This is a genomic window from Flagellimonas marina (assembly GCF_042651185.1).
Classification (GTDB): Bacteria; Bacteroidota; Bacteroidia; order Flavobacteriales; family Flavobacteriaceae; genus Flagellimonas; species Flagellimonas marina.
Genome location: NZ_JBHSCL010000010.1, coordinates 53,208 through 79,801 on the forward strand (window position 1 = coordinate 53,208; position 26,594 = coordinate 79,801).

26 protein-coding genes are annotated in these 26,594 nt (G+C 45.0%); 11 read left to right on the forward strand and 15 right to left on the reverse strand.

The genetic code is table 11. From position 1 onward, the window contains the following. The first annotated feature begins 47 nt into the window (after window positions 1–47). The 11 genes from ACFOWS_RS16925 to ACFOWS_RS16975 all read left to right on the forward strand — a co-directional run bounded on the left by ACFOWS_RS16925 (window position 48) and on the right by ACFOWS_RS16975 (window position 15,239). On the forward strand, window positions 48–1,016 hold the full coding sequence (locus ACFOWS_RS16925) for a hypothetical protein (RefSeq protein ID WP_379767187.1): 969 nt from the start codon (window positions 48–50) through the stop codon (window positions 1,014–1,016). A 48-nt stretch (window positions 1,017–1,064) separates the two neighbouring features. Continuing rightward, window positions 1,065–1,799 carry a hypothetical protein gene (locus tag ACFOWS_RS16930; protein WP_379767190.1) on the forward strand — a complete coding sequence of 245 codons (735 nt, stop codon included), beginning with the start codon at window positions 1,065–1,067 and terminating at the stop codon, window positions 1,797–1,799. Then, on the forward strand, window positions 1,759–2,037 hold the full coding sequence (locus ACFOWS_RS16935) for a glutaredoxin domain-containing protein (RefSeq protein ID WP_016028224.1): 279 nt from the start codon (window positions 1,759–1,761) through the stop codon (window positions 2,035–2,037). Before ACFOWS_RS16930 ends, ACFOWS_RS16935 begins: the two co-directional genes overlap by 41 nt. Next, the gene (locus ACFOWS_RS16940; protein ID WP_349043925.1) at window positions 2,038–2,376 is read left to right on the forward strand and encodes a DUF7570 family protein; all 339 of its coding nucleotides are present in this window, start codon (window positions 2,038–2,040) and stop codon (window positions 2,374–2,376) included. It abuts the gene before it with no gap. Beyond that, entirely contained in the window at window positions 2,373–3,800 is a 1,428-nt protein-coding gene (locus tag ACFOWS_RS16945; protein WP_379767195.1) for a hypothetical protein, read from the forward strand. Before ACFOWS_RS16940 ends, ACFOWS_RS16945 begins: the two co-directional genes overlap by 4 nt. 56 nt (window positions 3,801–3,856) lie before the next feature. After that, complete coding sequence (locus tag ACFOWS_RS16950; RefSeq protein ID WP_379767198.1) at window positions 3,857–7,516, forward strand: hypothetical protein; 3,660 nt, start codon at window positions 3,857–3,859, stop codon at window positions 7,514–7,516. A 5-nt stretch (window positions 7,517–7,521) separates the two neighbouring features. After that, complete coding sequence (locus ACFOWS_RS16955; RefSeq protein WP_379767201.1) at window positions 7,522–9,117, forward strand: interleukin-like EMT inducer domain-containing protein; 1,596 nt, start codon at window positions 7,522–7,524, stop codon at window positions 9,115–9,117. 51 nt (window positions 9,118–9,168) lie between these two features. Then, entirely contained in the window at window positions 9,169–11,406 is a 2,238-nt protein-coding gene (locus ACFOWS_RS16960; RefSeq protein ID WP_379767204.1) for a phage tail fiber protein, read from the forward strand. A gap of 62 nt (window positions 11,407–11,468) precedes the next feature. Next, window positions 11,469–13,700 carry a phage tail fiber protein gene (locus ACFOWS_RS16965; protein ID WP_379767207.1) on the forward strand — a complete coding sequence of 744 codons (2,232 nt, stop codon included), beginning with the start codon at window positions 11,469–11,471 and terminating at the stop codon, window positions 13,698–13,700. 25 nt (window positions 13,701–13,725) lie between these two features. Further along, entirely contained in the window at window positions 13,726–14,541 is an 816-nt protein-coding gene (locus ACFOWS_RS16970) for a hypothetical protein (protein WP_379767210.1), read from the forward strand. 53 nt (window positions 14,542–14,594) lie between these two features. After that, window positions 14,595–15,239, forward strand: a complete 645-nt coding sequence (locus ACFOWS_RS16975; RefSeq protein ID WP_379767213.1) for a hypothetical protein — start codon at window positions 14,595–14,597, stop codon at window positions 15,237–15,239. On the opposite strand, the gene ACFOWS_RS16980 is transcribed toward ACFOWS_RS16975, so the two are convergent. The 15 genes from ACFOWS_RS16980 to ACFOWS_RS17045 all read right to left on the reverse strand — a co-directional run bounded on the left by ACFOWS_RS16980 (window position 15,222) and on the right by ACFOWS_RS17045 (window position 26,592). Beyond that, window positions 15,222–15,497 carry a hypothetical protein gene (locus ACFOWS_RS16980; RefSeq protein WP_016054062.1) on the reverse strand — a complete coding sequence of 92 codons (276 nt, stop codon included), beginning with the start codon at window positions 15,495–15,497 and terminating at the stop codon, window positions 15,222–15,224. The two genes, ACFOWS_RS16975 and ACFOWS_RS16980, sit on opposite strands and share 18 nt — an antisense overlap. Continuing rightward, window positions 15,494–15,796: a hypothetical protein gene (locus ACFOWS_RS16985; protein ID WP_349043917.1), complete on the reverse strand. Its 303-nt coding sequence runs from the start codon at window positions 15,794–15,796 to the stop codon at window positions 15,494–15,496. The genes ACFOWS_RS16980 and ACFOWS_RS16985 overlap by 4 nt, the downstream gene beginning before the upstream one ends. Next, window positions 15,796–16,593 (reverse strand): hypothetical protein, encoded by a 798-nt coding sequence (locus tag ACFOWS_RS16990; protein WP_379767217.1) that lies wholly within the window; start codon window positions 16,591–16,593, stop codon window positions 15,796–15,798. The genes ACFOWS_RS16985 and ACFOWS_RS16990 overlap by 1 nt, the downstream gene beginning before the upstream one ends. Window positions 16,594–16,893: 300 nt before the next feature. After that, window positions 16,894–17,223, reverse strand: a complete 330-nt coding sequence (locus ACFOWS_RS16995; protein WP_016054066.1) for a hypothetical protein — start codon at window positions 17,221–17,223, stop codon at window positions 16,894–16,896. Continuing rightward, window positions 17,198–17,335, reverse strand: coding sequence for a DUF7230 family protein (locus ACFOWS_RS19020; protein ID WP_016054067.1), 138 nt, complete (start codon window positions 17,333–17,335; stop codon window positions 17,198–17,200). Before ACFOWS_RS19020 ends, ACFOWS_RS16995 begins: the two co-directional genes overlap by 26 nt. 271 nt (window positions 17,336–17,606) lie before the next feature. Beyond that, entirely contained in the window at window positions 17,607–17,861 is a 255-nt protein-coding gene (locus ACFOWS_RS17000; protein ID WP_379767223.1) for a hypothetical protein, read from the reverse strand. Between the two features lie 8 nt (window positions 17,862–17,869). Further along, the gene (locus ACFOWS_RS17005; RefSeq protein ID WP_349043956.1) at window positions 17,870–18,307 is read right to left on the reverse strand and encodes a hypothetical protein; all 438 of its coding nucleotides are present in this window, start codon (window positions 18,305–18,307) and stop codon (window positions 17,870–17,872) included. Next, window positions 18,282–18,695: a hypothetical protein gene (locus ACFOWS_RS17010; RefSeq protein ID WP_379767226.1), complete on the reverse strand. Its 414-nt coding sequence runs from the start codon at window positions 18,693–18,695 to the stop codon at window positions 18,282–18,284. Before ACFOWS_RS17010 ends, ACFOWS_RS17005 begins: the two co-directional genes overlap by 26 nt. A 45-nt stretch (window positions 18,696–18,740) precedes the next feature. Then, entirely contained in the window at window positions 18,741–19,640 is a 900-nt protein-coding gene (locus ACFOWS_RS17015; RefSeq protein WP_379767228.1) for a hypothetical protein, read from the reverse strand. Next, window positions 19,640–21,889, reverse strand: coding sequence for a hypothetical protein (locus ACFOWS_RS17020; protein WP_379767231.1), 2,250 nt, complete (start codon window positions 21,887–21,889; stop codon window positions 19,640–19,642). The genes ACFOWS_RS17015 and ACFOWS_RS17020 overlap by 1 nt, the downstream gene beginning before the upstream one ends. A 243-nt stretch (window positions 21,890–22,132) precedes the next feature. Beyond that, entirely contained in the window at window positions 22,133–22,654 is a 522-nt protein-coding gene (locus ACFOWS_RS17025; protein WP_379767234.1) for a SprT-like domain-containing protein, read from the reverse strand. A 93-nt stretch (window positions 22,655–22,747) separates the two neighbouring features. Next, the gene (locus ACFOWS_RS17030) at window positions 22,748–24,037 is read right to left on the reverse strand and encodes a DNA gyrase subunit A (protein ID WP_379767236.1); all 1,290 of its coding nucleotides are present in this window, start codon (window positions 24,035–24,037) and stop codon (window positions 22,748–22,750) included. Then, complete coding sequence (locus ACFOWS_RS17035; RefSeq protein ID WP_379767239.1) at window positions 24,034–25,929, reverse strand: ATP-binding protein; 1,896 nt, start codon at window positions 25,927–25,929, stop codon at window positions 24,034–24,036. Before ACFOWS_RS17035 ends, ACFOWS_RS17030 begins: the two co-directional genes overlap by 4 nt. Before the next feature lie 67 nt (window positions 25,930–25,996). Then, the gene (locus ACFOWS_RS17040) at window positions 25,997–26,221 is read right to left on the reverse strand and encodes a zinc ribbon domain-containing protein (protein WP_379767242.1); all 225 of its coding nucleotides are present in this window, start codon (window positions 26,219–26,221) and stop codon (window positions 25,997–25,999) included. Further along, on the reverse strand, window positions 26,161–26,592 hold the full coding sequence (locus ACFOWS_RS17045) for a hypothetical protein (protein ID WP_349043964.1): 432 nt from the start codon (window positions 26,590–26,592) through the stop codon (window positions 26,161–26,163). Before ACFOWS_RS17045 ends, ACFOWS_RS17040 begins: the two co-directional genes overlap by 61 nt. Between the last annotated feature and the right edge of the window lie 2 nt (window positions 26,593–26,594).

Consider the following 26,594-nt stretch of genomic DNA (forward strand, 5'->3'; position numbering starts at 1 on the left):
GGTTGGTAGTTCTGTTAAGATATCCACGTAGCATAAATTTAACCCAATTGAGAGATAATATCATGATTCTGAATTTCAAAACCCGTAAAGAAGCCCGTGACTATTGCTGGAAGTGGTCGATCCCACTGAAAAACATCACCAAAGGAAACGGTTCACATCCGTGGACGGTGAGAACAAAAGAAACCCGTTTCGAAAACGGCAAAAAATACAAGCTGGTTGATGTCGAAGGTTTCACCAATGACGGCAAAAACACAGCCAATAGCGTACAGGCGAAACAGATCAACAAACATCTGGATGGTGTTGTAACCATCACACGCCGTAACGGTGACACCTACACCTTTGACGCTCCGGTCGGTGTTGCAATGTTTACCCTTCGTGCATGGGAAGCGAAATACTTCACAGAAGTTGCTCCAGCTAAAGCCCCAGCGCCAAAACGTGCTAAAAAGCCAAAACCAGTAGGCAAACCGTCCGTTGCTCCTGCGCCAGCGAAACCGGATCTGGATTCTGAACTGGATGGTGGTGTTAACCTCGCTCCAGCGACAACCGAACCAGTTGCAAAACCTGCTGCGCCACAGCCAGCAACGGTTGAAGCTATGCCTTATAACTTCGTTGCTGGTCGTCCGTATGTTCTGGTAGATGAACCTGGTTTCCGTCGTTCTCATGCTGCTAACAAGCGTATTGTAGATCACATCAAAAACAACAACGGTGTTATGGTGCTTGAGTCTGTTGACGGCGACGGTGATGCATCTATCACACTAGATCGTACTCTCCCGTATATTATGCATCGTGAGCGTAAGTTCTTCCGTGAACTCGGTACTGGTACAGTTCAGGCAGATACCCCAGCGGTTCAGACTGTTGACATTGCCAAACAGCAACGCGATAAAGAGATCATCGCTGCTGCGCTGGCAGTAGAAGACGCGCTGGCAGAACACCAGAAAGCGATCGAAGTTGTTGCGCAGAAAGCTCGCGCAGTTCGTGAAGCCGCCGCAAAACTTGCATTGCTGGCAAGTAAGTAATATAATTCGGGGGTGCTTACGGCATCCCCTTTTTTATTTGAGGTAATCATGGAATTATTCGCTGGAAAAACTTACGGTTTAACCGTATCCCCTGAAATCTTTGCAGAGAAAACCTGGAAAACAGGTATCGCAAACATCATTCGTGAAAAAGGTTACGTGACTATTGATCGCACCTCGATCGGTGAGTTCGAAGACCGCGCATTTATCATGGACGGTGGTTACGAATATGAACTCCCTGCATCACTATGGAAATGGTTCAAGGAAGTAACGCCGGAAGATGGTGAATTCACCACAGAAGAACCAGAAGAAGTTAATCTGGGTAAAGGTGTAAAGGCTGAAAACGTTATGCGTATCGCTACACCGGAAGAGGTTTCCGCTGGTGTCACTGGTTCGGATCTGTGCCTGATGGATATCCCTAAATTCACGTATCGCCCTGTACAGGAAAATCCTCTGCGTGATCTCCGCATCGATCCATCATTCGGGGCTAACCTGGAAACGTTGAGCATTGCACCGATGCCAGTACGTAAATCCGATGCAATGCTTCGTTTCGCCTTGCAACATGTTTTCGGTGGTGGTAGCATCTATCAAATCAACATGGAATCTGAACTGAAAATGCAGGAAGACCAGATTGCAAACCTGTTCGATCTGCACACTCAGTTAACCGCTGTTGAGAATATCGAAAAACTGTTAGGCAAAGAGAAAAAGCGTATTTTGCAGGATCTCAAACCATACGGAAAGAAGAATGAAAGTCGAAATCTACGGAATTCCCGAAAGTCTTCATAACTGTTACGGGTGTATACAAGCACAAAAGCTGTTGACAGAAAAAGGGATAGAATATACATTTTATCCCGTTCTGAAAGAAGCGAAAAACGATCTGGGCTTTGAATACGATCGCCCACGTATCGAAGAGTTAGCAAAACGGGTAAGGCAACGTAGTTTAGCGTTTCAATACCCGCGTATTTTTGTCGATAACAAACTTATCGGCGGTTATCTGCAACTGAAACAACTTATTGGTGATTAAATGAGCCGTGAAATTTTACTCCCTGCTGCAAATGCTGTTCATGCTGAAACGATGGAATACATGGAGAAATTCGTTGAACGCGATAACACCGCGATCATCACTCCTACTCACCTGGACGCGCTCGAAGATCGTCTTCATAAGCAGATTAAAGATCAATTCCCTGAAAAGGTTAGCCGCAACTTCATTCGTCAGGAAATCGTTGCAATGATGCTGAAACATTACGGCGTTGAAATCTTCGGTGTCGAACCACTGAAACCGAAGAAAGCACGTCAAATGCCTAAACAGATCACCGACGAAGCAATCAAGAAATACCAGAAGAAATACGCTAAGAATAAATGATCTTTCATACGATTGAATGTGTTCCGTCAAGTGGTAAAACAAAGGCGATTCTGAACCATATCAATCAAACGGGCGAAAAAGCAATCATCGCTTCGATTTCCATGATGTTATCAAAACAGTCTTATGACTACTACATCAACCAGGTAAAAGGGAAACGAGCGGTGATTGTGGACACGGATCACCGAACCAAAAGAACCAATAATGATGCGCTGCGTGAGGTTGTCAAAGATTATGATGTGATCTTTATCACTCATGCAGCACTCAAAAACATTGATGACTTTGATTTGTATAAGGATTTTTCTCTGTACATTGACGAAGTTCCTGATTTGGTTGCGTTCGAAAGTCTGCGATTTAATAGCAATATCAAGCACATACGCGAGATTTGCTTGCCGTTTAGTTGCAATGCCGATGATATCGTTGATTTAAAACTTGACGAAGAAAAACGAGAACTGGTTACACGATTAGCCTATGATGGGCTTCGTAAACGTGATGATATCGCAATGAAGATGTTCCCGCTTTACCGTGCTCTGTTAGGGGCTATTCCGGTGAAGATGCAATGTAGCGATTCGGGATATGTCTGTTACTTCGTAGAGGATCATGACGTAAGCCAGTGGAAGTTCAAAAATGTAACCATTGCTTCATCCAACATCAAAGATACGATTACAGGGAAGATCCTACAAACGTTTCATGATGTGGAGTTCAAAGATTCACCGCTTCAAACGCTGGTTGACTTTAAGCAATATAAAAACACGAAGCGCATTAAAATACATGTGCTCGCAGAGGGGGATTATTCGCGTTATACGGGTGATCTCTCTCAATCTGGGACGACAGTATACACCCAGATTAAAAAACGCGTGGAGGCGCTTTTAGGGGGCGAACAGTTCATCTATTGCACCAACACGTATCGATCGAAGTTTAGCGAGGGGCAGGAAATCCCGTATAACTCGCACGGATTGAACTTCTATTCGAGCTATACTAACGTGGTAGCATTATTCAGTTACAACCCGTTACCCTGGCTTCGTCAAATGTTGCGAGCGGTTGCGGTGTCCTCTGGACTCGAAGAGGAAGAATTAGTTGATGCTTATGTTGTCAGTAAATATTACGAACCAGCCTTTCAGTTATGCGCTCGTTCTGATATCCGACACAACAACAGCAAAAGAAAGATTAATTTATTTGTGCCTGATATGCGGTTAGCGAAATACATGAAGGAAAAATATTTTCCCGATGCCATTATCGAAACCACAGAAGCAGTTCAAACGAAAAGGCAACGCAAATCATTTCAAACCCTTTTCCAAATGACGGACAAAGAGAAAAACGCTTTTACGCCATACAAGAAAAGAAACAAATTAGATTATGCGAATCCTCTTCATCACGCGATTGTCAAAGATTGGCTGAACAATTACCGTGAGAAAAAGGCGACTTGATGGTCGCCTTTTTTGTTTATAAATATCAGTATTGAATAGATAAAGGAAAAACGATAATGGTAGCTAAATCATTCCGCGCCACAAGTGGCCTTGATGCTGCTGGCGAAAAAGTTATCAACGTTGGTAAAGCATCGCGCTCCGTGTTGAGTGACGGCGTGAACGTTGACTTTTTTAACGAATTTAACACCGTACAACAGTACGATTCAACCCGTGGCTATGCTGCTTTCATGGCTATCATTTACGCGCGTCGTATCTGGTACGCTCGCGCTGATATCGCATCACCTGCGGGGGCTTTCGATGAAACAAAGTGGATCGCAACACGTAATGATCCAAAATGGGTATATAACAACGTAACCAATCCAGACGGCTTGCCTGTTGAGTCTGGTACGTACATGATGTGTGATGGGCGATTCTCTGAACTATCGTACATTCTGCCAGATTCCCCGATTGAAGGTGATATTGTAACCTTTAAAGACGGTGGCGGTCTTGCTGGTGTCAACAGCATTCTGGTACGTTCAAACACTCGTCAGATCCGTCTGCGTGATATTCAGTCAAGCTCTTACCGACTGACTCACCCATATATGACCGTAGCGTTTATCTTCAACGGTAACTTATGGCGTGTAGCGGAAATGCGTGATAACCGCGATTCTCAGTTTGTAAACGCAACTGGTTTGCTTCCTTTCCAAATGCAAGCGGGTATGGTAACATTCCGTAACAGCGGTACAGGTAAAATCACCCTCCAGTTGCCGAAGTATGCAAACGATGGTGATTCAATCACAACCTACGATCTGGATCGTCTTGCTTCGGTGAACGTTGCGACTCTGCAAGTTTATCCCGGTAGCGGACACACGATCAGTTATGACGGTATCAATAACGTACCCTCTGTGACTTCACAGCGTTCCGGTTATGGTATTTTCATGTTCGATCAGGCTAATAACCGTTGGGTTGTTTATGACGGTGATCAGCGCGTTCGTCTGCGTCGTATCAGTGATGACCTGAACATGTTGCCGAACGATTACGTGTTCATCACTCCGATTGCTGTCAACCCACCAACTGTACGTAATGTAACGCTGACTCTTCCGCAAGATGTTGCAGAAGGTGATCGCGTATATATCAGTATGTACATGATGGGGAAAACGCAGAACTGTACAATCAAAGTTAAAGATGGTTCCGGTGAAAAGATCCGCACCAATAAAAACATGATGCAGTTCCCACAGCGTAAGGATTATCCGCCTGATGACTGGTTCAGTGTTGACACTCTGACTTTCAACGCCGATACTGACTATCTTCCATATATGGAACTGTCATATCTGAAAGCTACGAAAGAATGGGTAGTTGCACAGTATCGCCCGATCATTGAACGCGTCGATCCAACAAACCGTTCTCGTCTGGGTGTTATCGCACTGGCTACACAGGCAGAAGTAAACAAAAACTGGGAAGATTTACCGTCTGATGAACTGGCAATAACCCCGCGCACACTGGCGAATAAAACCGCTACTGAAACGCGTCGTGGTATCGCTCGCCTGGCAACAACTGCGGAAGTTAACCAGAACACGACAGCAACCTTCCTTGATGACGTGATCGTGACGCCTAAAAAGCTGAACGAACGATCAGCAACCGAAGATCGTCGTGGGGTGCTGGAAATCGCTACCCAGGCAGAAACAAACGCTGGTACTGATGACACTACCGCAATCACGCCTAAGAAGCTCGACACACGCCGCGCGACCGAAACCCTAGCAGGTATCGGGAAACTCGTTACAACGGGCGCTACGACAGCGGAGGGGGCTTTACGTGGGGATGCTGGTACTAACGTCTACAACTTCAATAACGGTGTTGACTTACTGACTCCGAAATCATTGAACGAGAAGACGGCGACCGAAAAGTCAAAAGGTCTGGTTGTTCTGGCGACCGAAAACGAAGTGGTAACTGGTGCTGCTGCTGGATCTGCTTCAATGCCGATTGTAGTAACTCCTGAAATGTTACATCGTAAAACGTCTACTGAATCGCGAATCGGTTTGATTGAAATCGCTACTCAGACAGAAACAAATAACGGTGTTGATGATCTTCGTGCGGTAACGCCTAAGAAGTTGAACGACCGCAAGGCTACTGAATCACTTGATGGTATTATTGCCCTCGCTACTACTGCGGAAGTTGCAGCAGGTACAGTGACGAATAAGGCAGTTGTTCCGGTTAAGCTGAAAGAGTTCTTCGACGTTACAAGTCATGTTGCGGTTGCAACTGCTGATGGTTTAACTCAGTCCGGTACTATCTGGACAACGGTTAACCTGGGGATTGTTTCTGCTACCGAAACGCAACGTGGTACTTTACGCGTAGCGACTCAGGGCGAAACTGATGCGGGTACGCGTGATGATGTGATTATCACTGCGAAGAAACTGCAAGCGAAGAAATCAACTGATACAGCAGAAGGTATCATTCGTTGTGCGACTAATGCGGAAGCTGGCGCGGGTACTGCTACTAACTTAGCAATCACTCCGGCAACAATGCAGTTCCTTAATGGTACTGATCCGGCATGGGGCGCAACAACTACCCGACGCGGTGCTGTGTTTATCACAACCAAATCAAACACCTTTATCGGTGATAATCTGGTTGGTTCTACTCAGGCAGTAGATAGCTACCTGGAAGATTTTTATGCTGTATCGCCTCGCGGTCTGAACTTTGCTCTGCAAAACTTCTTACCGAAAATGGCAACAGCACAGAATAGTTTGAGTCTGGGCGGTGTGGTTGCTGCAAGCTGGATGCGTCGCGATGCTGATCAGACCGTGACAGGTAATAACACCTTTAACGGTACGAGCAACTTCGTAGGCAATGTAACCACTAACGGCACACTGACTGCGAACGCTGCGGTAGCAGTTAACGCGGTTATGACCTCAAACAACAACATTAACCAGTCTGCGAAAGCAAACACGGTTTATGCTAATACTGTTTTGAGCACTGCTACTGCGGGAACCAAAAACCTGCTTCGTACTTTCCGTGGTGGTTCAACGGATACTATCTGGCATGAAACGGTTCAGGGAAGCATGTACCGCCTTGCAACGGGTGCAACGGATTTGGTTGATGTTCTGACTATCGGTGATACTTCTAACGGCGCTATGGCGTACTACGGTACGAATATTCGCTTGAACGGTAAAGCCCTTGCAAATATCAATACCGCTGGCGATCTGTTTGTTGCAAGTGATGCAACTCCTACGGTACAATTACGAACCGCTGCAACTAACGGTTGGAACGGTGTGACAATCAGTAATGATAACGGCGTGACTACTGCAACCGTGATCAACACTCGAAACTTCACTCAGCATCTTGACAGTACCTACGTCAATGCGACGGGTGATACGATGACGGGAACCCTGGCGGTTAACGTTAGCGGTACGGGTGGACGCTTTACCAGTGTAAACGGTACTGGTCATATTCAGGCGGGTGATTTCTCTGGGGCGACTCAGAAAATGCGCTTAACTGGCATCAATGATCAGGTGTTGACTGAATTCAACATCAACATCACCGATTACAACAAAGCGATGATCAACGGAAACCTGATTTATCATGCGGGTCGTCGTCCGACTCCTGCGGAAATCGGTGCTGTTGCGCTGGCGGGTTCAACCGTTGATACTCTGGTTGTTCGCGACTACATCAAAATCGGTAACGTGAAAATCTTCGCAAATCCAGTCACTAAGACTTGTGAATTTGTGTGGGAGGAATAATTTAAATGGCGAATAACGAATTTATGGCGTTATTCGGCCCTGATAGTTTCACGGCGAGTGTGTTTTCAGAAGCAAACGCCGTGAAATATCGCCTTGTTGTCCGTGGAACGAATAACGATTCTGCGGTCAACTCGGTTGAGGTATCTATCAATGGGGCTGATATTATTAACCGAAACGTACAGCGCGGTCGAGGGATTAACCTTGCTGTAATTGACGGTACGAGTTTGGCTTTGCTGGATTTCAAAACTTTTGATATGTATGGTGATCCTACTACGAATGGGACTGCGATTAGTGATTACCTATCTACACTTCCAGCAAACAGAATTGTATGTTTCTATACGTTCGATGCTATAAAATCTACCGATGCGTTTTTGAGTTATATGCGCACAATCGGATCGGTTGCATGGCCTGAAACACGATTCTTTAACACGCCGTCATCATCAACAAACAACCCGCAACGTTCATCCTATTCAGCAATCTATTCATCCACGATGAAAAAGATCTGTATGGAAAACTTCGTAGGTGGTTCTGGTAGTGGACTCAAAGACAACACGACGAGTTTTGTTGAGGTTGTATTCGATGAATTCAGTGATATCGGGGTAACTGGTATTCCTGAAAGAATGGTTGATGATGTTCAGGTATATCAGAACAGTGGCAGTGCTTACGGCTTCCATTTATACGGGATGTGGGATATTGGTTCTACTGTTTTCCTGGGAGACATCTTCAAGTTCACTGGTGATGTGTATTGCTCGCAAGAACTTCGTGATGCTGGCGGTGAATGTTATCTCTATATGTGGTCACAGAACGCCTCTGGTCAATGGTTATCCTCTGCGATCATACGAACTACTGGGTTAGCTCCTGATGAATGGCATTCTTTATCAGCGTATTTCACTATCCCTACGGACGCGCTAAACGTGAAGATGGGCTGTATGGTATATCACTACCCGTCTACCGTGAAAGTGGGGCTTGCTCAGTGTCGCAATGTCCAGATCAGTAAAGTTCCACGAACCGAAACCGATCGCAACGGGGCGGCAATTGGTGTCAATGGTATCAGGATGCAAACGCTTTCCGAAGTCGATGATACTGGAACCCAAAACCCGATTGATATGCTGCTTTCTCTTCCTGTTTCTCCATCTGGAACGAACAGCGATAAGAAAATCAGTTCTCATAACTTCGCAGAACTTGATTATATTGTTTCTGATCCGGTTGAATACACTTCGACTAACACAGCGGAATATCAGTACAAGGAATGGACAGCAACACAACAAGCGGCGGTAACTAAAGCATCACTAAGCAGTTATGGAATGAAACCTGGCGATACGATCCGTATGCAATGTCAAATGAAACGCGATGCAACAGCAATCGCGAATAATAAAGGCGCATACATCGTAATGCAGTTCTGGGATGCAAACAATACGTATATCACTGGTATTAACATGCGTGATGTTGGTACGATCCCGAACATTTATTCATTCTACAAAAATGAAGGTGTTGTTCCTGCTGGGGCGGTTACTTTCGATTTCGGTTTATATCGTTATCCAAATAACACAAACACAGGTTCAATGTCCGCGAAAGACGTTAAATTGTCGATTGTGCGTTAAAGGGGCGAAAGCCCCTTTTTCATAAATACAGTCATTACAGGAGAAATTTTTATGGCTGATTTGAAATTAGGTACAACGCTGGGTGGTGCGGGTATCTGGAGTGCTTCTAACCTTCCTCTATTGCCCTCTGGTGGACAATTAACGTATAAAGGCTGGAGAGTATACACAGAAAATGATCGACCAACAGCAGAAGATATAAACGCACTCTCGACGATTAACGGCGGGACTGTTGCAAAGAATACTACGTTTAGTCAAAACGTAACCGTAGGTGTAATGTTAACGGCTAACGCTATTCAGACAAATAGCGATGTTACTGTAGACCGAACCGCCGTTGCTCCTGTGCTCAGATTTCGTCGAACTGATATTACGGGTGTTCCTACTGCGGAATCTGGTATTATGTCTATCAACGCATATAACGGTATCTCTGGCGGTCAATTAGCAGGTGCAATCAACGTAAACGCTCGCACAGACGGCGGTAATAAAATATACATTCAAGCGTTTAAAAACGGTACTCAAAACACGCTGTTGAGTCTGGACTCACAAACCCAGCAGATAACAGTTGAACAGGGTTCTTTCCGTGTGATCGGGACTTCTAACCTCGGCGTGACGAATGCTGCATCACTGGTTGTTTCCGGTGCGATGACTGCAAACACGGTTACTCCGACGAACTGGTCAAACCATGATGAACGTTATATCACGGGTATTCCTCGCGGTATGTATGGAACTAGTTTCGGGGCTGCTGTTGTTACCGAAAAGAACGATGTTCTGTCAGTAGGTGGTAACGTAACAGACGGCCCATATGGTAATACAACATACTACGGTCAAGTCGTCAACTATCGTCGTACATTGAACACAGGCGTTTCTCTGGTTCAAGAATATTATGGGAACGATTTATGGATTCGTTTGGGATCTGGTTCTCCTGGTGCTTGGTCATGGAACCAGGGCGATGCTAATGGCTGGCGACGTGTCTATGATACGTCTACCCCACCAACACCAGCAGAAGTAGGGGCGGTAAACAAATCTGGTGATTCGATGACGGGTCAGTTATGGATGTCTGCTGATATCAGTATGCGCGGAACTGTAAGCCGTCACTTCCGTTTCGAATACCAGAAAAACGATGGTACTACAGCGGTCGATGCGTACATCTATAAAGATGGTGTAGACAACCCTACACGTCGCCAGGGTGTTCGTATTAACTGCGGTACACCTAACCGTGTGAGTGGAAACACGTCAAACTCCGGTGATTTTGTATTTGGTGAAGACGGTAACTTTACGCTTCCCGGCGGGGGTATGATTGTTCAGGACAGCCTTAATTCTGGTGTTTACTGTACTTCTGCATTGAGTACAATAGCAACCGGATCGAAGAATTATCTTCGTCGTTTCCGTGGTGGTTCTGGTGATGTGATTTTTCATGAAACCGCGCAAAGTAATACATGGCGTATTGCATCGGGAAGTTCTGATTCACAAGATGAAATGATTCTTTCTACTGCTGGTTCTGGTTGGGTTCGATATCGAGGAGAGGTTGTTTCGCAATCAGCTAACGGCTTGCGAATTGCGTATAACAATAAAGGATTCTTTATCCGAAATGACTCAAACAGCACATATTTTTTGGTGACTAATGATAATGATCCGTATGGCACATACAACAGTCTTCGTCCTTTGTATATCAACAATGATACGGGTTCTGTAACGTTAGGTCATGCTGTTGGAATAGGCGGAAATCTCAGCGTCAACGGTTCATTTACCACAGCTAACAGCAGTTTGAGCAATGGTCAATTAGTATTAAACGGTTCTGATGTTGCAAGGGTATATTTTTCACGAAGTGGTGCTAACCCTCGCGATATGTATATGTTCCATTCTGGCGATGCTTCTCGCGGAAACCGTGTTGAAATTGCGGATACTACATCATATCTGGTTTATTTTGAACGCAACCCTTCATCCGGCATTCAAATGATAATGAACGGTAATGGTAGCTTTAACGATGTATATATTCGTTCTGATGAAAGACTGAAAAGCAATTTCAGTAAGATTGAAAATGCATTGGATAAAGTTGATTTACTTGATGGTATGGTGTACGACAAAGCAAATCATATTGGGGGTGAAGAAACTACCCGTGAGGCTGGTTTAGTCGCACAACAACTGCAAGAAGTATTACCGGAAGCCGTTAAGAAAGGTGTTGATGGTGAACAGAACGAGATCTTAACTGTTTCTTCTTCTGCTGTTATCGCCTTGCTGGTTAACGCGGTAAAAGAACTCCGTGAGGAAGTCAGGGAACTTAAATCCCGCTAATTAAAAGCCCTTCGGGGCTTTTTCTTTTTATAAATATCATAAAAGCATTTGAGGATCTAATAATGGCAGATTTAAAAGCGGGTACTACCGTTGGCGGTAATACTATCTGGAGTCAGGCGAACTTGCCTTTGCTCCCTTCTGGAAACACAATCACATATAAAGGCTTTAAAATCTACACCGAAAACGATAAGCCAACAAAGGCAGAAATCGGATTAGGCAACGTAACGAACGATGCACAGGTGAAGAAAGCTGGCGACGATATGACCGGATCGTTGAACATTACGGGCGCAAACAGTCAATTAACTGTTCCTTATCGTCTGTTGATGCAACGCGCGGTTGCTGGCGATCCGTATGTGCTGTTTGTTCGTCCAGATAACAACCCTGTATCAAACGGTTATCCATCAAACACGCTTCGCGTGATGACGATTACTGCACGTACCGCAACAACAGCAGATCCGGTTTCTGGTGCTCAACTGGCTAACGTATTGGCAGATCAGACAACGCAAGGTAACGGATCATTAACGTTACAGGCATTTGCAGCCCCAAACACTACCACGGGCGCAAGCGGTGCGCGAACAGCAGAGATTTACCTAAACGGCAACGGTGAAATATCTTTTATCGGAAGTGGGCTGAACATTGGCATGACAACCAGGGTCAATGGTACTTTGTTTGGTACACAAATGGCAATCAAAGGAGATTCTAACCGAAATCTGTTCTTCCAGGATGCTGGCGGTAATGAACTCGGTTTGATCTATGCCGATACAGGAAAGAACTTATATGTTCGTACTGGTGGTGGTGCATACGCAACCAGATTTGCATCTGATGGAACTTTAGTTCTCGCTAACCATCTAAATGTTCCTGGACAGGCTACGTTTAACGGTCTGGGTGTGTTTAATAGCCGTGCTTCCGTCGAAACTGATTATGATACGCAAGGGATAAACACAGCAATACTTCGAGTAACTACAAACGGGGATGGAAATGCTGTTGGTGACGGTGTTACCTACTTAGGCCATAAAGATGGTAACGGAAGATATAACCATTATTTCCGTGGTACTGGCGTAACGTATATTAACACCAAATTAGGTCTTAACGTAAACGTACCATCGTATTATAACGACGTTCCACAGGGCACGCCAGCGCAATATTTCTTACCTACTGTCGGACAGGGCGGGAAAAACTATTTGCGCCAGTTCCGAGGCGGTAACGCGGACACAATCTGGCATGAAACTGTTCAGGGTGGCGTATATCGACTGGCAACAGGTTCTACAGACGGACAGGAAGAATTACAGATTTCAACTGCTGGTTATTGTCGTACTCGTCAGGAATTCCAAAGCACAGCAGTAAAAGGCGACGGTGGGCAATTCCGAGCGGTTGCTGGCAACTATGGTTTCATTATCCGTAATGATGGTGGTAACACGTATTTCCTTCTGACAGATTCAGGCGATCCATATGGTTCATGGGGTTCATTACGCCCTATTACAATCAGTAACGGTAATGGTGTTGTTTCTATCGCAAATGGCGCGAACATTAACGGTTCTGTTAGCTTTGGTAACGCAGTAAACTTCAACGGCACGGTCGAAACAAACGGTATTGGTTGTGGTACGCCAAACGGATTGGGTACGACTGGTATTTCTCTGGGTGATAACGATACAGGTTTCAAACAGGAAGGTGACGGTATTCTCAACGCCTATGCAAATAGCCAGCGTATTATGCGATGGACTACTGGTGCAACTGCTAACTATAAACAGTTACAGGTTCAGGGTGTTAACGGGCCAGCATTACTTCTGAATAACACAGCGACTAACCAATCGTGTTATTTGCTGATTACTTTGGCAGGTAACAACGGCGCATACTTCGGGTTTGGTGGTGCTGATGATAACGTAACGGTACACAACTACCGACTGAATACGACCTTACAGTTGCGTACTTCGGATCTGTATATGAACCGTGGCCTGTATGTTGAAGGTAACGTAAACGCCAACGATGTGTATATTCGTTCTGATATTCGACTGAAATCTAATTTAGTTGAATTGAAAGATTCGTTAAGCAAGATTGAACAGCTTAAAGGTTATATCTACGATAAGCAATCAAAAGATGCTGATGATATCGTATACCATCGCGAATCCGGTCTGATCGCTCAGGACGTTGAGAAGGTATTGCCGGAAGCAGTACGCGAAGACCACGATTCCGGTATGTTGACGATCTCCCCGTCTGCAATTAACGCGCTTCTGGTGAACGCAATCAATGAGATTCGCGAACGTCTGGAAGCAATTGAAAACAAATTAGGGGCTTAATGCCCCTCTTTAAGAGGAATATTTTATGGCTGTTGTCGGTATACCCGGATGGATCGGGTCTTCTGCGGTAAGTGAAACAGGTCAGCGCTGGATGTCTGCTGCGGCGGGTCAACTTCGATTATCTGCTGCGGGGTATATGTCACGATTTGCTGGCGTATCGCGTGAACAGACAATCACTATAGGATCAACCGATGCCTATGCATGGAGTACGTTAGTCAACCAGATTAAATCAATGGGTGTCTCTGGTAACGCGTTTAAAGTAGTAATCGCGGGTACGGTTATTTCTAACAGTGCTGGTTCTCCTTGTCTTTATTTCCCTTCCGAACTGGCAAGCGTCGATTATATCGAACTGGTTATCAATGGCGGTTGCGGTATTATGGGTCGCGGTGGTGCGGGTGGTGGTGATAACACAGGGGGTGCGTATTCCTCTGGTCAGGCTGGCGGTACTGGTGTTACCAACGAGATCGGGGGTAAACTCAGGATCAACAATGGAGGATATATCGCTGGTGGTGGTGGTGGTGGCGGTGCTATCAACATGCCTACTTCAACACAGCGCCGTATTGCTGTTCCTGGTTCTGGTGGTCGTCCGTTCGGCCCTGGTGGTACGGGTGGTTACTATACATCAAATGGTAACGCTGCATCGCGTGATGCTCCAGGTGCTCGCGCTACTGGTGGTGGTGCTACATCTGGTGGTGGTGGTAACTTAGGCGGTGCGGGGGAAAATGGTGTTAACGCTCCAGACCGTTTAGATCCGTTGCCGGGTGGTGCTGCTGGTGCTGCTGTAAATGGTAATGCCCCCGCATGGTTAGCAGTTGGCACAATTTACGGTTCACGAGTGTAAGTAAATTCCTAAATATGTTCGGGGGTCGGCATCCCCGAACTTGAGGATTAAACATGGCGCTATTACAAGATAAATTGGCGGTGCTTGAACGGGTAATATCGTTCATCATGGCGGTCAAAACATGGAAACAGTTATTCATTAAATTGGTTCTTATCGTCACTATTTTCATTATGTTCGTAACATGGTACAAGTGGGATGACTTATTTTCAGTCTGGAAAACATCTTCAAGCGTTATAGACGTGCCGACGATGGAGATTGAAAAGGCAAAAAAGTTTGAATCCGCATCCATCGAACAGTTAAACATAGTGCATTTAACTACGGGTGCGGATTTTTCGGCAATCTTTGGTTTCAGACCTAAGAATGTCAATTATTTTGTTGATATAATTGCGTATGAAGGGAAGTTACCGCAACAGATTAACCCGAAAAATCTGGGTGGCTATCCTATAGACAAGACATCGGAAGAGTATAATAGACATATAAACGGGCTGTACTATATCTCAGATATTGCAAGCCCGTATCTTCCAACAAAAGACCTTGTTCCGGTAGCATATACCTTTAGTTGTCCTTATTTCAATCTCGAAAACTACTATTCTGGATCGATTCTAATGGAATGGTATATACAGAAGCCCGAAGTCACCGATACGAAGTTGATGACCGTGTGCAATCAGGCCGCAAGAATTTTAGGCAGGATTCGATGATAATTTCAGTTTCAAACTACTCAAAGCCCGATTGATGAAATCTTTTACTTTCGTCATCGGGCTTTTATCGTATATGTCCCATACGCGCATGAGTTCGTAAGGTGTCGGAACATATTCATCGTTCCAGTATCCAACATTACCTATCGTAATGCGCCGGAAACCAGCCTCTACGCTGTGATATACAAAGAACCCAGCCTTACCCACAGGGGCGACTTTAAAACCGCGTGTAGCGGCTTTCATGGCTTCGTCGTGTGTCATGATAGAATCACTTCGCCTCTGTATTGATTGTGATAGATGTATGGACGAACACCCAGTGGGTGATTATCTATGACTAAGATCAGGTCAAGTTCGTCGTGGTTATCATCTTCTGCAACTATATCCCAGTCGGTCGCTTTCTGTTCTTCAACACTGGCAATGAATACCTGGTTAATCTCAACCTTACGGTGAGAACGGCGAATGATCGTATCCCCTTCGCGGAACACGATCATATCTGGGTTAATCGGGCGGTACGCGGTTTTACCCGCGCACACTTCATTAAGCATTTCTTCGTATGTCATTATAATACCTTTACTCGCTGAACGATTGTTTGTTTAACTTCTTTGTATTCGTTGTGAAGTTTAGGTGTCGCTTTGAAGCGAATCACATCACCCTCTTCAACAATTTTGTTTCCGTAGTAGATAACCACGTTACCATCTACGTTGATTTTGGTCATGAAACGTTCCACTTCGGTGTAATAAGAAACTTGGGTATATCCGAGAGAAATCACTTTCTCAACAACCCCGCTCATTTCCATACGCTTGCCGATTTCCCCGATGTGCTGCGCTGCGGCGATCTTCGCCTGGCGCTCTGCTTCCCATTCTGCACGGATTTCTTCACGTTTAGCGATATAATCCTTCTCCAGCGCTACGCCCATGCAGTAAGAGCAAATAGCCTGAAATACTGGGCTATCGTTGCCGTTTTCTTTGCACTGATCAGCCCACCACAGAATAGTATACATCGGCATATCAGCAATCACTTCACCTTTACGCTTGCCGATTGGCATGATGCCCTTCTCCAACAGTTCCAGATTTTCGGTGTCCTGTACAGACAGTTTACTGCGACGTTCGAACAGATCGAAATCTGCGAAGCCCTGGAACACCATCTGGAAAGTATCGGTCTGGTTAAGACGATCCACCATGCGATCGAAGTATTCACGCGCTTTCGCTTCCGCTTTATCTGGGTCAGTAGACAGGTTGCAGATATAGTTATCAGAAGTAAATTCACCTCCACGACGCTCTACACGCAGGGTGTACATAGCATTTTTAGCGCCAGAAGAAATGAAGTATGTCGCGGTAACTTTAGTCAGGTTAGTCATGGTGAATCTCCTCAGTGGTTTCGTTTCGACAAGGCTAATATAACAAAAGCCCTCAACCGAAGTCAAGGGCTTTTTATCATGCGTTCGAATCTTTCATAACTTTATGAAGATGGATATCAAAAATTTTCCAGTATGCTTTTCCGCGAGGATAAATTTTTGCTTTATCAATGTCTTCGTTGCTTCCCCATGTATTGTTTGGGTTACGACAACGATTTTTTGCATAATCCATGTGCCAGAATAAGCGTTGCACCGATGAATCTGTGCCTAATGGATCTTCGTTGCTGAACAGAATTTGTGAACTCATAAGAAGAAACCTGTTCGAACTACTAAATCGATCTGTTTTTCCGGTATCAGTGGCACATCTGCATCAACGTTGCACTGATAATACATCCCGACATACTCATGAGGAATGTTGGATTCACTCGCCCATGCCAGGTTGTCATCTGTACGCGGCCCTAACATGAGGTTAACGATATTGACAGCATGTTCCTGTTCTGGGGTGTTGTTGCATCCGTTCACATAATGCCCGTGAGCGGTTTTGAGGATTTCAATGATATCTTCGTCGGCTTCAACGAGATACAACCCCGTGTTTTCTGGGATTTCCTCAAGAATAATCAAAGCGGTTTTCATCACACTTACCTTTATGTTTCTGTTTACGTTTTGCTTCTTTAAGTGCTCGCTTGCGATCGCGGTGAGTAGAAGCGCGGTTAATCCAGGCATGTTTCGCTACCAGATTGTTCATCGAGGATATAATGGCACATGATGTTGAATACTGACTTCACCATAAAGTTTCACGATAGTTAAGCTATCAGATCCTTTAACAATTCTGTATTTTTCTGGAACAACGCGGTCGATTTCTTTTTTGACGAAGTTAAGCAATCCGAAGTCATCTATATCTTTTGGTGCTTTGGAAATAGAAGACAGCGATACTCGTTGACGTGAATCATAGTACGAAGAAATTACAAACATATATTATTTTCCTTATTGGGGCTTTTCAGCCCCATTTTAGAGAATTAATCCAGCAGTTTGCGGATTTTATCCGCGATACGTCCGGCGCGTGTTGCGCTTGCGGTATGATCACTTTCTTTGGTAGCCAGTTCAGCCAGCTTGCGCTGATGTTCTTCTTCCGCTGCTTTGCGGTCTGCTGCTACCTGTGCGACCTGTTCGTTATCGTGAGCAATACGCGCTTCAAGTTCGGTCAGGGTTTTGTCAAAAGTTGCTACGATTTCATCTACAGAACGGATTTTGGAAAACAGTTTCATATTCATTATCTCAATTAGTATGGTTGGAATTCAAAGTCAAACAGATCATTTAGTGCGCGGTTGTATTCAGTATAGTTCTCACCATCCCCGAACCGCATCTGAATCGCGCTTTCCGCTATTGTACCAGTAAGATTTGAGAAACCAAAGAGGTTTTTAATCTTATCGTGTGCAACGAAGTACAGAGAAGCACTATCCAGCAAGGCCACCATCGCTGATGGTTCGTGTTCGCGGCGTTTGATACGTAACAGAGTACGGTTTGCGCCAGTCTTACGGCGTTGATTTGGGGCTACGTAGAATCGGAATACTACCTTACCCGTTTTATCATCAACTACCAGGTAGAAGCCGTGTTCTTTCAGGTCAACCCCTTCGAACTTGGTGAAGTCACCGCGCTTCATGTCACCTATCTTAACAGCATATTTGTGGATGTCAAGCCTTGTCAGAATTCTTTTCATTTTTCTTTACCAGTTTATTTCCGAATTTGGTGTTTACACCAGTTTTCATATTCATTGTCAGTACCAGCAAGAAGATAGGGCATGACAAAATCAAGATCGTTGCGCCGAACACTAAGCGAACTAAGCGAATCAACAACGTCCCGATCCATTTCATCGGTATCTCTACCCACTTCTGAACCGTTGCGATTACCAGCATAACATAACCCAGATTAAATGCAAGGGCTGTTGCGATAATACCGTAAGGTTTTTTGAAATATGTCTGTTCGCCGTCTTCTGTACGTCCAGCGGTAACGTTGCCTCCGTTCCAGAGTTCTTTAGCGGTTTTAATGGCTGTTTCTGACCCGCTCAAGTTCTGCCAGTAGTCAGGAATGCTCTGTAGGAATTTCATAATCGAATCCTCCGCGCCTGAATCGCTCCAGGCGCTGTTTTGGGGTTAGTAGTGACTGAATCCCACAGTTACATCACGCATCACCTGATAACGACATACGCGCATCTTAGCGTTGTCGTAATCTGTTGGGATTGCTACAACATCGCGAGGATTAACCTTAACCTGAATGACTCGCCCACGTCCTCCGCCATAGTGAGGCAGGTACGATTTTGCGGCAACATGCAAACCACATGAACAGGTTCGGTTTTTATTCTCGTCTACCTGGTTACGTGGCATTTCAACCACAACACCAGGGGAGTTATCGAACTTACCGGAAGCCAGATCGCGGAAGTCTTCACGAACACGTTTCCACGCGTAGAAATCTCCATCATCTGCCAGTTCGATATCGTTATGCACCATGAACCCGTAAAGCTGATACACAGCATCGCGTGAAGGGTTTTCCATCAACTTCTCGAAGAAGTTCACCAGGTGCTCGTAAGGGCGATCGTTGTACATTTCACGAACGATACGTTGCGTGATACCGCTGTCAAACACGATATCTTTGTACAGGACTTTATGCCCGATGATTTTAATGTTGCCTTTGCTGTAAATCTTCAACGCTTGCGTTGTGTCCAGCAGGGTAGCAACTCCCTCAATGTCGCCCTTAACCATTAAAGCATGTGCTTTTTCGAAGTTAGGGTGTGACGAATCCGCTGTGATGATCTTGCCGTCCAGTACCAGAGTAATGAACGATTCAGAACCAATCATTTTAGATTTGACATCTGTTTGCGGAAGTGGTTTCGATGCTTCCGTATTATACTTAGCGTGTTGCTCGGTAATAACGCGCCCGATGGTTCGGACGCTTACACCAAATTGTTTAGCCAGTGCAGTTTTGTTCGCGCTGGTCAGAAAGCCCTCATAGACAGCTTTCTTTTGTACATCATCAAGGATCTTAACGTTTCTCATTATTTCCACCGTATAAGGTTGACCAAATCCATCACAATTTTATCATCATTAAACATACTGCGGAATGTAGAATAAGATGAATGCAACAACATGTAATGAATTGATGGGTTGCGTTCTGCAAATAAATCGTAAGCAGTATCAACGCGTTCTTTCATATCTTTCCGCATTTTGTAATACTTCGTTGACATTTCACGAAGTAACAGGTTACGCACCACAGTTTTTGATTTGTTTTTGCCCTCGATAACATCATAGGTAAACTTACCATCAAGATAATCGAGCAACAGATACAATTCTGGATTATAGCGGTTTTTAACCATGCGATCAAGGGTTACGCCCATAGAATCGCGCAGGGTTCGGATCTCGCTTCCGTGGTTTGATGAAATCCATGCAGGGAACCAGTTAGGTTTTATCTTCTTCGCTGCGTCCGCAAAACGTTTTACCAGATAATCATCAAGGCATTTCATGTTGCTATCTGGAATGCGACTCCACAGAGAGTTTCGCAGAACCATCACTTCGTTCAGACCTGTAACCGTTAACATGGTCATCATACTGCTGGCGATGCTACCCAACGAATAGTTCTGTGCTTCTCCGTCCAGTCGGCTATATTCATCAACCCCATAAAGGCGCATAGCGTACATTTCATCCAGTTTCACAAACTGTGCTTTAGTCAGGTACAGATCGTTTTTCTGTAAGTTGCCCTGATCATCCAGGAAGTAATGATATGCTGTAGGCGTTTTTGGACGCGGTTCTGAATCACCAGAAGATGATTCACGCGTTGCTTTCCAGCGCTTGCGATCTTCGGTATACGTTTCGAATTCTTTAGTCATTTCACTGGTTTTCAGTGTAACGATCTCAGATTCATCGAAATACCCAGTTCTGATCAAGTCCTGAACAGGTTCACTATTAATCTCTTTGGTTACGAAACTGATACGTTCCGAACCATTCAACATGCAGTAACCGATCAGATATGGGCGGAGTGAACGCGCTTCATTATCGTTTTCAACAATGAACAGTTTCTTCTGTCGCCACGGTTGAATCATGCGCATAACGTCCTGGCGTTTGGTAGTTTCCGCTTTGTATGTCTCGTGACGGCGACCAGAACCCACACGTTCAAATACGCAATCTTTCCCGTCATATGGGTTAGCCCAGAAACCACAGATATATTTTCCGGTTGCAGTTTCACTACTTTTAAGATGCGTCAGAATTTCAGCCAACGATTCTTTACCCACACGGAAACGATTATCACGGGTTACGAACCCCTGCAACAAACCAGGCAGATTATTAAACCATACGAGTTTATCGCGGGTTGTCTTCTGCTTTTTATACTGTTCCATCAACTCTTCATCAAAGCGTTTGTTGATTTTGTCCAGTCGATCCGTAATCACTTTCTTCGTGACTTTATCAAGGCTCAACTCTTCACGCGACGGCATGAAGTCCAGCGATCCCAGAGGGAAATCCAGAATATATGCGTAATTGCTGTTACGGTAGCAGTAGAACAGCGAGTTTTCGAACATATCCAGATCGATTGGATAACAAATGTTACCCATACGCGCATATACGCCGGAATAGTTTGCAGACTTATAACGAATGATCCCGCGATCGTCTGCTTCTTTTGGTTGCCAGTTAACATCAATCTGAACACCGATGAAGCGCGGACGGATACCCGTAAACGGTTCGTAAACACGCGCCGCTTCTCTTTCCCATTCTTCAATATCTTCGACTTTAACCGGAACGGTGATTTGAACGCCGTTAGGTTCGTCTGTTTCGATTTCGTAGATTTGGTCAACGAAAGGTTCACCATTATCCATGTAAGCCGTGTACGCACGTTTAACGCCGTCCTGGATGGATTCGATAGTGAATGTTTCGGTGTAGCAGAACGGGGATTTACTACCCAGTCCCAGCGCCCCGATCAGTTCGTCGGTGTCGGTTTTGGTGGATTCGAAATAGGTTGCAAACACCTCTTTAACCATCCAGTCACTTAACCCTGTGCCGTAATCACGGACGATGAAACGCGGATCGAGAACAGTTGGTAACTGAACATCGAACGGGTTCATGTTACCCGCTACCATATGACCATCAATGGCGTTACTGGAGATTTCGCGAATAATTGCGCGGATCTTGTATTTGTAAATGGTTGATGACATGATTTTGTATGTTTTCGCACTGGTAGCCATTTTAAACTTCGTGCGTTCGCCTTTATCGAAGCCCGTAGTGTGAATGGTTTGTGGTGCTAACTGACGCAATTTCATTGTTTATATCTCACTTGGTGTTGAAGATGATGTTATCACATGAATATTTCATAGGCTTTTGATCAAGCCCATACTCAACAGGTGTACACATCCGGTCAAGGTATTCGTAAACCTGTTGCTTCTGACGTTCGCGGTCTTTCATATCCATGATACCGACCACGATAGCAGTTACAAAACATATTGCAATAGTACACAGCACAGCTATTGTAATATATTTTCCCGTTTTTGGTGCATCATATGGTTTCATTGAATCGCCTCTGCATATTGTTCTGGTGTCAATTTACGCGCTACTAAGCGCCCTTTGGTTGCTCGTTTGTTTCTTGAAATGTAGATGTTTGCAATGTTGCGTTTACCTTCCTGGATCTCATTGTACATCTTTTCGGTCATATTGCACTGATAAACTTCACCGTTCGGAGTTTTCAGGAAAAACGCGTATATGTCTTTTTCGCTTTCCTGAATTACTGATTTCTCACGGATACGGCTTTTGCATGGTGTAGGCTGTGCGCCCAACTCGATAGCTTTACGCTGCCATACGATCCCGTGTCCCGCTCCATGTCCTACCAGAGCATGAGAAATTTCGTGCATGAGAGTATCTAAAACGTTCTCGTATGTGTCTTCCTTAACATGATCGCGACGTAACTCAATCAACTTACGAGTGTATGAACACTGACCTAAAGTTCTTTTGAAACGTCCGTTGATTTTAAAAGACCAATGAGATAAGCCATACTTCGCCATGATGCTTTTGGCCCAAATGGTTATTTCCATGTCGCTACGAGTTTTGAACATTTTATATCCTCCCCAAATCAGTGAGAACACTATAACAAAAAGCCCCCCGCGATGCAAGAGGCTTTTTGTAAATTATTTCAATTTCTTCGAAAGTTCTTTCAAATCATTGAGATATTCAGTTTTCGGGGTCGTTTCTTCCCAGTATTTCAGTTGCTTACGCAGTTCGTTCGCTTCGTCTTCCAGCTTTTGACGTTCATCCGTGGTTAGATGATAGATATTCATCGCAACCAGGATTTCGGCGTGGTTCTCGCAACCCGTCCACGTAGAGACAAGTTTAACCGCTTCGCTGCGACTAAGCCCCTTCAACGCGTCAGGTTGTGCGATCATCTGATCAATGAAGTCAACCTTCGCCAGCGCCTTATCTAACGCTTCCTTAGTCTCTTTGATGCGTTTATCAATGCGTTGTTGATAAACACCGATACGGATGTCAACGAAGTCTTTAAGCAACGTTTCAGGACGCTCGTATGAATGCAGTTTCCCGTTAAAGATAACGTTGATGTTCGGGTTTGAGTTCTCAATCAATCCGAAATCTTTCAAGATCTTTTCACGGGTAAGCCCGTTTGCATACTCGCGTTTGAGGGTGATCTCGTAGCGGAAATCTTCTTTCGATAGATCCTTATAGCTTACGATATACCCTTTCTCTTCCAGCTTATCCAGGATAGAGATATATTTCACGCGATCGTACTTGACCGGAATCTCTGTGATCACCAGTTTGGTTTTACCCTGGAGTTCATACTTGCCGTAAATCGTACCGTTTTCAATGTCACCTTTGAAATGCGGGTATTTCAGATCCAGTGTGAAATCTTTTCCGTTCAGGTAACTAACACATCCATTCAGAACCGAAATCGGATCGTGTGGTGGAATGTTGGTAGCGTATGCTTTCGCGATCCCGCTGAACCCGTTAACCAGTACCATCGGAATGATTGGCAGGTAATAGGCTGGCGGTACGTGTTCAGGATCTTCATGCGGGATTGTTAAATCTTCATCCATGTAGATAGCCTTGAACAGCGGAGACAGCTTACATTTAATGTAACGCGGTGCGCCTGGCTTTTTAACCAAACGGGAACCAAAGAACCCATCGCGGTCAAAAAGCGGGATGTTATTGCACCAGTGCGCCGCCATAAGAGACAATGCCTCTTCAACGGATGTTTCCCCGTGGTGATAACCATACATTGCAACACCGCCAGCGATAGAGGCTACTTTCTGGAAGCCTGTACCGCCTTTCGCTGCGGAATGCACGAAGAAACGGTGAACGGGTTTGAACCCGTCTACCAGGTGCGGGATCGCACGAGAATAAATTGTGTAAAGGGCAAACGTAAGCCCTTCTACCTGCACAACGTCTTTAATACTTCTTTCCATCATTTCACCGAAAATTTATGTTTTCCGTTCACCCAGTCTTTACGCGGATCGGATTCATCACCGAAACACAGTTCCAGAACGTCTTTGTATTCGTCGCCCAGTACGATTGTATCGTATTTTAACTGGTCGCCCAACACCCGATCGTAATCTTCTTTACGTAAAGAACCCAGCCCTTTGATATATCGTACCTCTTTCGCCTTATCGCGGAACGGTGCGAAATCTTCAAGGGAGTAGAACCATTTTTCATCTTTACCGACTTTCGCAATGATAATCGGTGTGCGGATATAACGGATCTTTTTCTTCTCGAACAACTCAGGCCAGCGGCTAAAGAACGCAATCAGTAGGGTGAGAATATCACCCCCGTCAACGTCCGCATCGACCATGATCCCGATGTTGTCGTAAGTCATTTCGGAAGAGTCGCCTGGATGGAGATTCAGGATCGCCATGAGTTCAGACAATTCTTTGTTTTTGAGCACTTCTAAGTTACTCATTCCCCAGGTGTTCAACGGTTTACCACGTAGCGGAAATGCGCCTTGTGTCTCTTCGTTTCTGCACTCGATAAACTGCCCCACGGCGGAATCGCCCTCGGTCAGAAACAAAGTGGTTTCTACCCCGTCAGTGTCGATCCCTGATGCCGGAACATGTTTTGCAACCTTCGCCTTTTTAGCTTTCTTCTTCGCTTTGGTAATGGCTGCGGCTTCTGCGGCCTGTTTGCGAATCAGAGCGGACTCAATGATCGGAGTGATTATTTCAGAAGTATCCATAATATGTTTCGCGATCTTTTTATAGTTCAGTCCGGCGTGGTTGTTGAACTCCCCAGCGGTGTTAGTCAGTTTTTCTTTCGTCTGACTATCAAAAGCGGGTGCATTGAAGTTATGCAAAAACACAACCAAAGTCAAGCATTCTTTTACACGGGCTTTCGGGATCTCGATAGCGTGTGTTTTCTTGATCATCGGTTCGAGTTCGGAATAGATACCGTCGATCATGGTATCAACATGAACACCGCCGTTTTTCGTATCCAGACCGTTAACGAAGGATTTCTGTTTGAAACCGTCTTCTGTGCTCGCCAGGATGAAACTGATTTTGTTGTTTGTCTGGGTAATCGTTTTATCGCCGTACATCGCGCCATACATCGCGAATTTGTTCGGGAGGATATCACCGTTATATGTGAATTTAACGGCAGGGAAAGCCACTGCAAGCGCCATAAGGCGATCTTTGATGACTTCCTTTGTCTCTTCGTCGATACCGTCCACGCCGAAGATAGAGAAGTCAGGGGTAAACTTAACGGTTGTCCCTTGCTCCTTCGTCGGGCTGGTGCGGTAATCCATGTTCTGCGCCCCGTCCGTACAGTTGATCGTGACTTTGCGTTTACCGTTGGATGTCTCACCGATAAAGATCGCGCTGTAACAGTTTGTCAGGAAAGAACCTACACCGTTCATCCCCATTGTTACGCGGTTTTCGTCATCGAAGTTAGAACCGGATTTAGCCATTGTCCATGCTGCAACAGGTTTAGGAACAATCTTCCCTTCTGGCGTTCTCACGTCATCTTGTGGAATACCGCGTCCGTTGTCCGAAATAGTGACCAGATTGTGATCAATCTTCACTTCGATTTTGTTCGCATATTTGAAATCAGTTCGGATCGCTTCGTCGATGGAGTTATCCAGGATTTCGTTGATGATTTTCACCAACCCTTCCACGTATTCCACTTTGCGGAATTGCCCCATGATAAAACGTTCATGGGCTTCTTTGTTCACTGAACCCACGTACATATTCGGACGTTTGCGAATGTGATCGCGATCGCTCAAGCAGAATGATTCATCCACCTTAGCGCCCTTTGCTGGGGCTTCTGGTGCTTTCTGCGGCTCGTTATCGTCCATTAAGAAATCTAAACTCATATTCACCTCTTTATTAGTTCTCAGACATTATATAGGGTTCTATGAAAAAGAAAACCCCTTTCGGGGTTTACTTGTTGTACGGGAATCCGTCTTTCACCATCTGCGGCTTATCAACCGTTCGTTTCGCCTCGCCCCCGCAATCACAATCTTTCGGTTCGTCGCGGCTTGCGATGCTGGACATTTTCGGGAATTCTTTTTCGCACTTGGTGCATTTATAGGTATATGTTGGCATTAATAAATCTCTGACAATGGAATAAAACGGATCGGGGTTGCGGCTTTGCTGAAAACACATTGTTTGTTCCCTGCAAACATGAGATCAGTTTCGTACACCATACAAATATATCCCTGATTCTCCAAAATTTGCCGCTCCCAGCTATCGAACCATTTAGACAACTTCTGCAATGAAGAGAAGCCGAAAATATAGCTACGATAATTTTTACCATGTTTTTTGAGGTTACGCATTAAACGAAGGTCTTCGCATGGTGCGGGGTGACGAGTCTCGGAGATACCGAAGTTTAAACCGAACTCGATTCCATGAATATCGAGATACTCATAGAGATCGTCTTCATCACCGACACAACCCGTATACGGGCCTAATTGCTTACACCATCCATCATATTTGGATAATATAGACGCTTTCAATTCAACGCGATAAACCAACATGA

Bases quoted from the DNA above. Each gene is read 5' to 3' on its own strand.
- ACFOWS_RS17040 (WP_379767242.1), bottom strand. From the start codon at position 26,221: ATGTGTTTTCAGCAAAGCCGCAACCCCGATCCGTTTTATTCCATTGTC.
- ACFOWS_RS17045 (WP_349043964.1), bottom strand. From the start codon at position 26,592: ATGTTGGTTTATCGCGTTGAATTGAAAGCGTCTATATTATCCAAATAT.
- ACFOWS_RS17035 (WP_379767239.1), bottom strand. From the start codon at position 25,929: ATGAGTTTAGATTTCTTAATGGACGATAACGAGCCGCAGAAAGCACCA.
- ACFOWS_RS16975 (WP_379767213.1), top strand. From the start codon at position 14,595: ATGGCGCTATTACAAGATAAATTGGCGGTGCTTGAACGGGTAATATCG.
- ACFOWS_RS16960 (WP_379767204.1), top strand. From the start codon at position 9,169: ATGGCTGATTTGAAATTAGGTACAACGCTGGGTGGTGCGGGTATCTGG.
- ACFOWS_RS16945 (WP_379767195.1), top strand. From the start codon at position 2,373: ATGATCTTTCATACGATTGAATGTGTTCCGTCAAGTGGTAAAACAAAG.
- ACFOWS_RS16955 (WP_379767201.1), top strand. From the start codon at position 7,522: ATGGCGAATAACGAATTTATGGCGTTATTCGGCCCTGATAGTTTCACG.
- ACFOWS_RS16950 (WP_379767198.1), top strand. From the start codon at position 3,857: ATGGTAGCTAAATCATTCCGCGCCACAAGTGGCCTTGATGCTGCTGGC.
- ACFOWS_RS16930 (WP_379767190.1), top strand. From the start codon at position 1,065: ATGGAATTATTCGCTGGAAAAACTTACGGTTTAACCGTATCCCCTGAA.
- ACFOWS_RS16970 (WP_379767210.1), top strand. From the start codon at position 13,726: ATGGCTGTTGTCGGTATACCCGGATGGATCGGGTCTTCTGCGGTAAGT.
- ACFOWS_RS16965 (WP_379767207.1), top strand. From the start codon at position 11,469: ATGGCAGATTTAAAAGCGGGTACTACCGTTGGCGGTAATACTATCTGG.
- ACFOWS_RS16985 (WP_349043917.1), bottom strand. From the start codon at position 15,796: ATGACATACGAAGAAATGCTTAATGAAGTGTGCGCGGGTAAAACCGCG.
- ACFOWS_RS17010 (WP_379767226.1), bottom strand. From the start codon at position 18,695: ATGAAATTCCTACAGAGCATTCCTGACTACTGGCAGAACTTGAGCGGG.
- ACFOWS_RS16980 (WP_016054062.1), bottom strand. From the start codon at position 15,497: ATGACACACGACGAAGCCATGAAAGCCGCTACACGCGGTTTTAAAGTC.
- ACFOWS_RS17005 (WP_349043956.1), bottom strand. From the start codon at position 18,307: ATGAAAAGAATTCTGACAAGGCTTGACATCCACAAATATGCTGTTAAG.
- ACFOWS_RS16940 (WP_349043925.1), top strand. From the start codon at position 2,038: ATGAGCCGTGAAATTTTACTCCCTGCTGCAAATGCTGTTCATGCTGAA.
- ACFOWS_RS16990 (WP_379767217.1), bottom strand. From the start codon at position 16,593: ATGACTAACCTGACTAAAGTTACCGCGACATACTTCATTTCTTCTGGC.
- ACFOWS_RS16935 (WP_016028224.1), top strand. From the start codon at position 1,759: ATGAAAGTCGAAATCTACGGAATTCCCGAAAGTCTTCATAACTGTTAC.
- ACFOWS_RS19020 (WP_016054067.1), bottom strand. From the start codon at position 17,335: ATGAACAATCTGGTAGCGAAACATGCCTGGATTAACCGCGCTTCTACT.
- ACFOWS_RS17000 (WP_379767223.1), bottom strand. From the start codon at position 17,861: ATGAATATGAAACTGTTTTCCAAAATCCGTTCTGTAGATGAAATCGTA.
- ACFOWS_RS17030 (WP_379767236.1), bottom strand. From the start codon at position 24,037: ATGATGGAAAGAAGTATTAAAGACGTTGTGCAGGTAGAAGGGCTTACG.
- ACFOWS_RS17025 (WP_379767234.1), bottom strand. From the start codon at position 22,654: ATGGAAATAACCATTTGGGCCAAAAGCATCATGGCGAAGTATGGCTTA.
- ACFOWS_RS17015 (WP_379767228.1), bottom strand. From the start codon at position 19,640: ATGAGAAACGTTAAGATCCTTGATGATGTACAAAAGAAAGCTGTCTAT.
- ACFOWS_RS16995 (WP_016054066.1), bottom strand. From the start codon at position 17,223: ATGAAAACCGCTTTGATTATTCTTGAGGAAATCCCAGAAAACACGGGG.
- ACFOWS_RS17020 (WP_379767231.1), bottom strand. From the start codon at position 21,889: ATGAAATTGCGTCAGTTAGCACCACAAACCATTCACACTACGGGCTTC.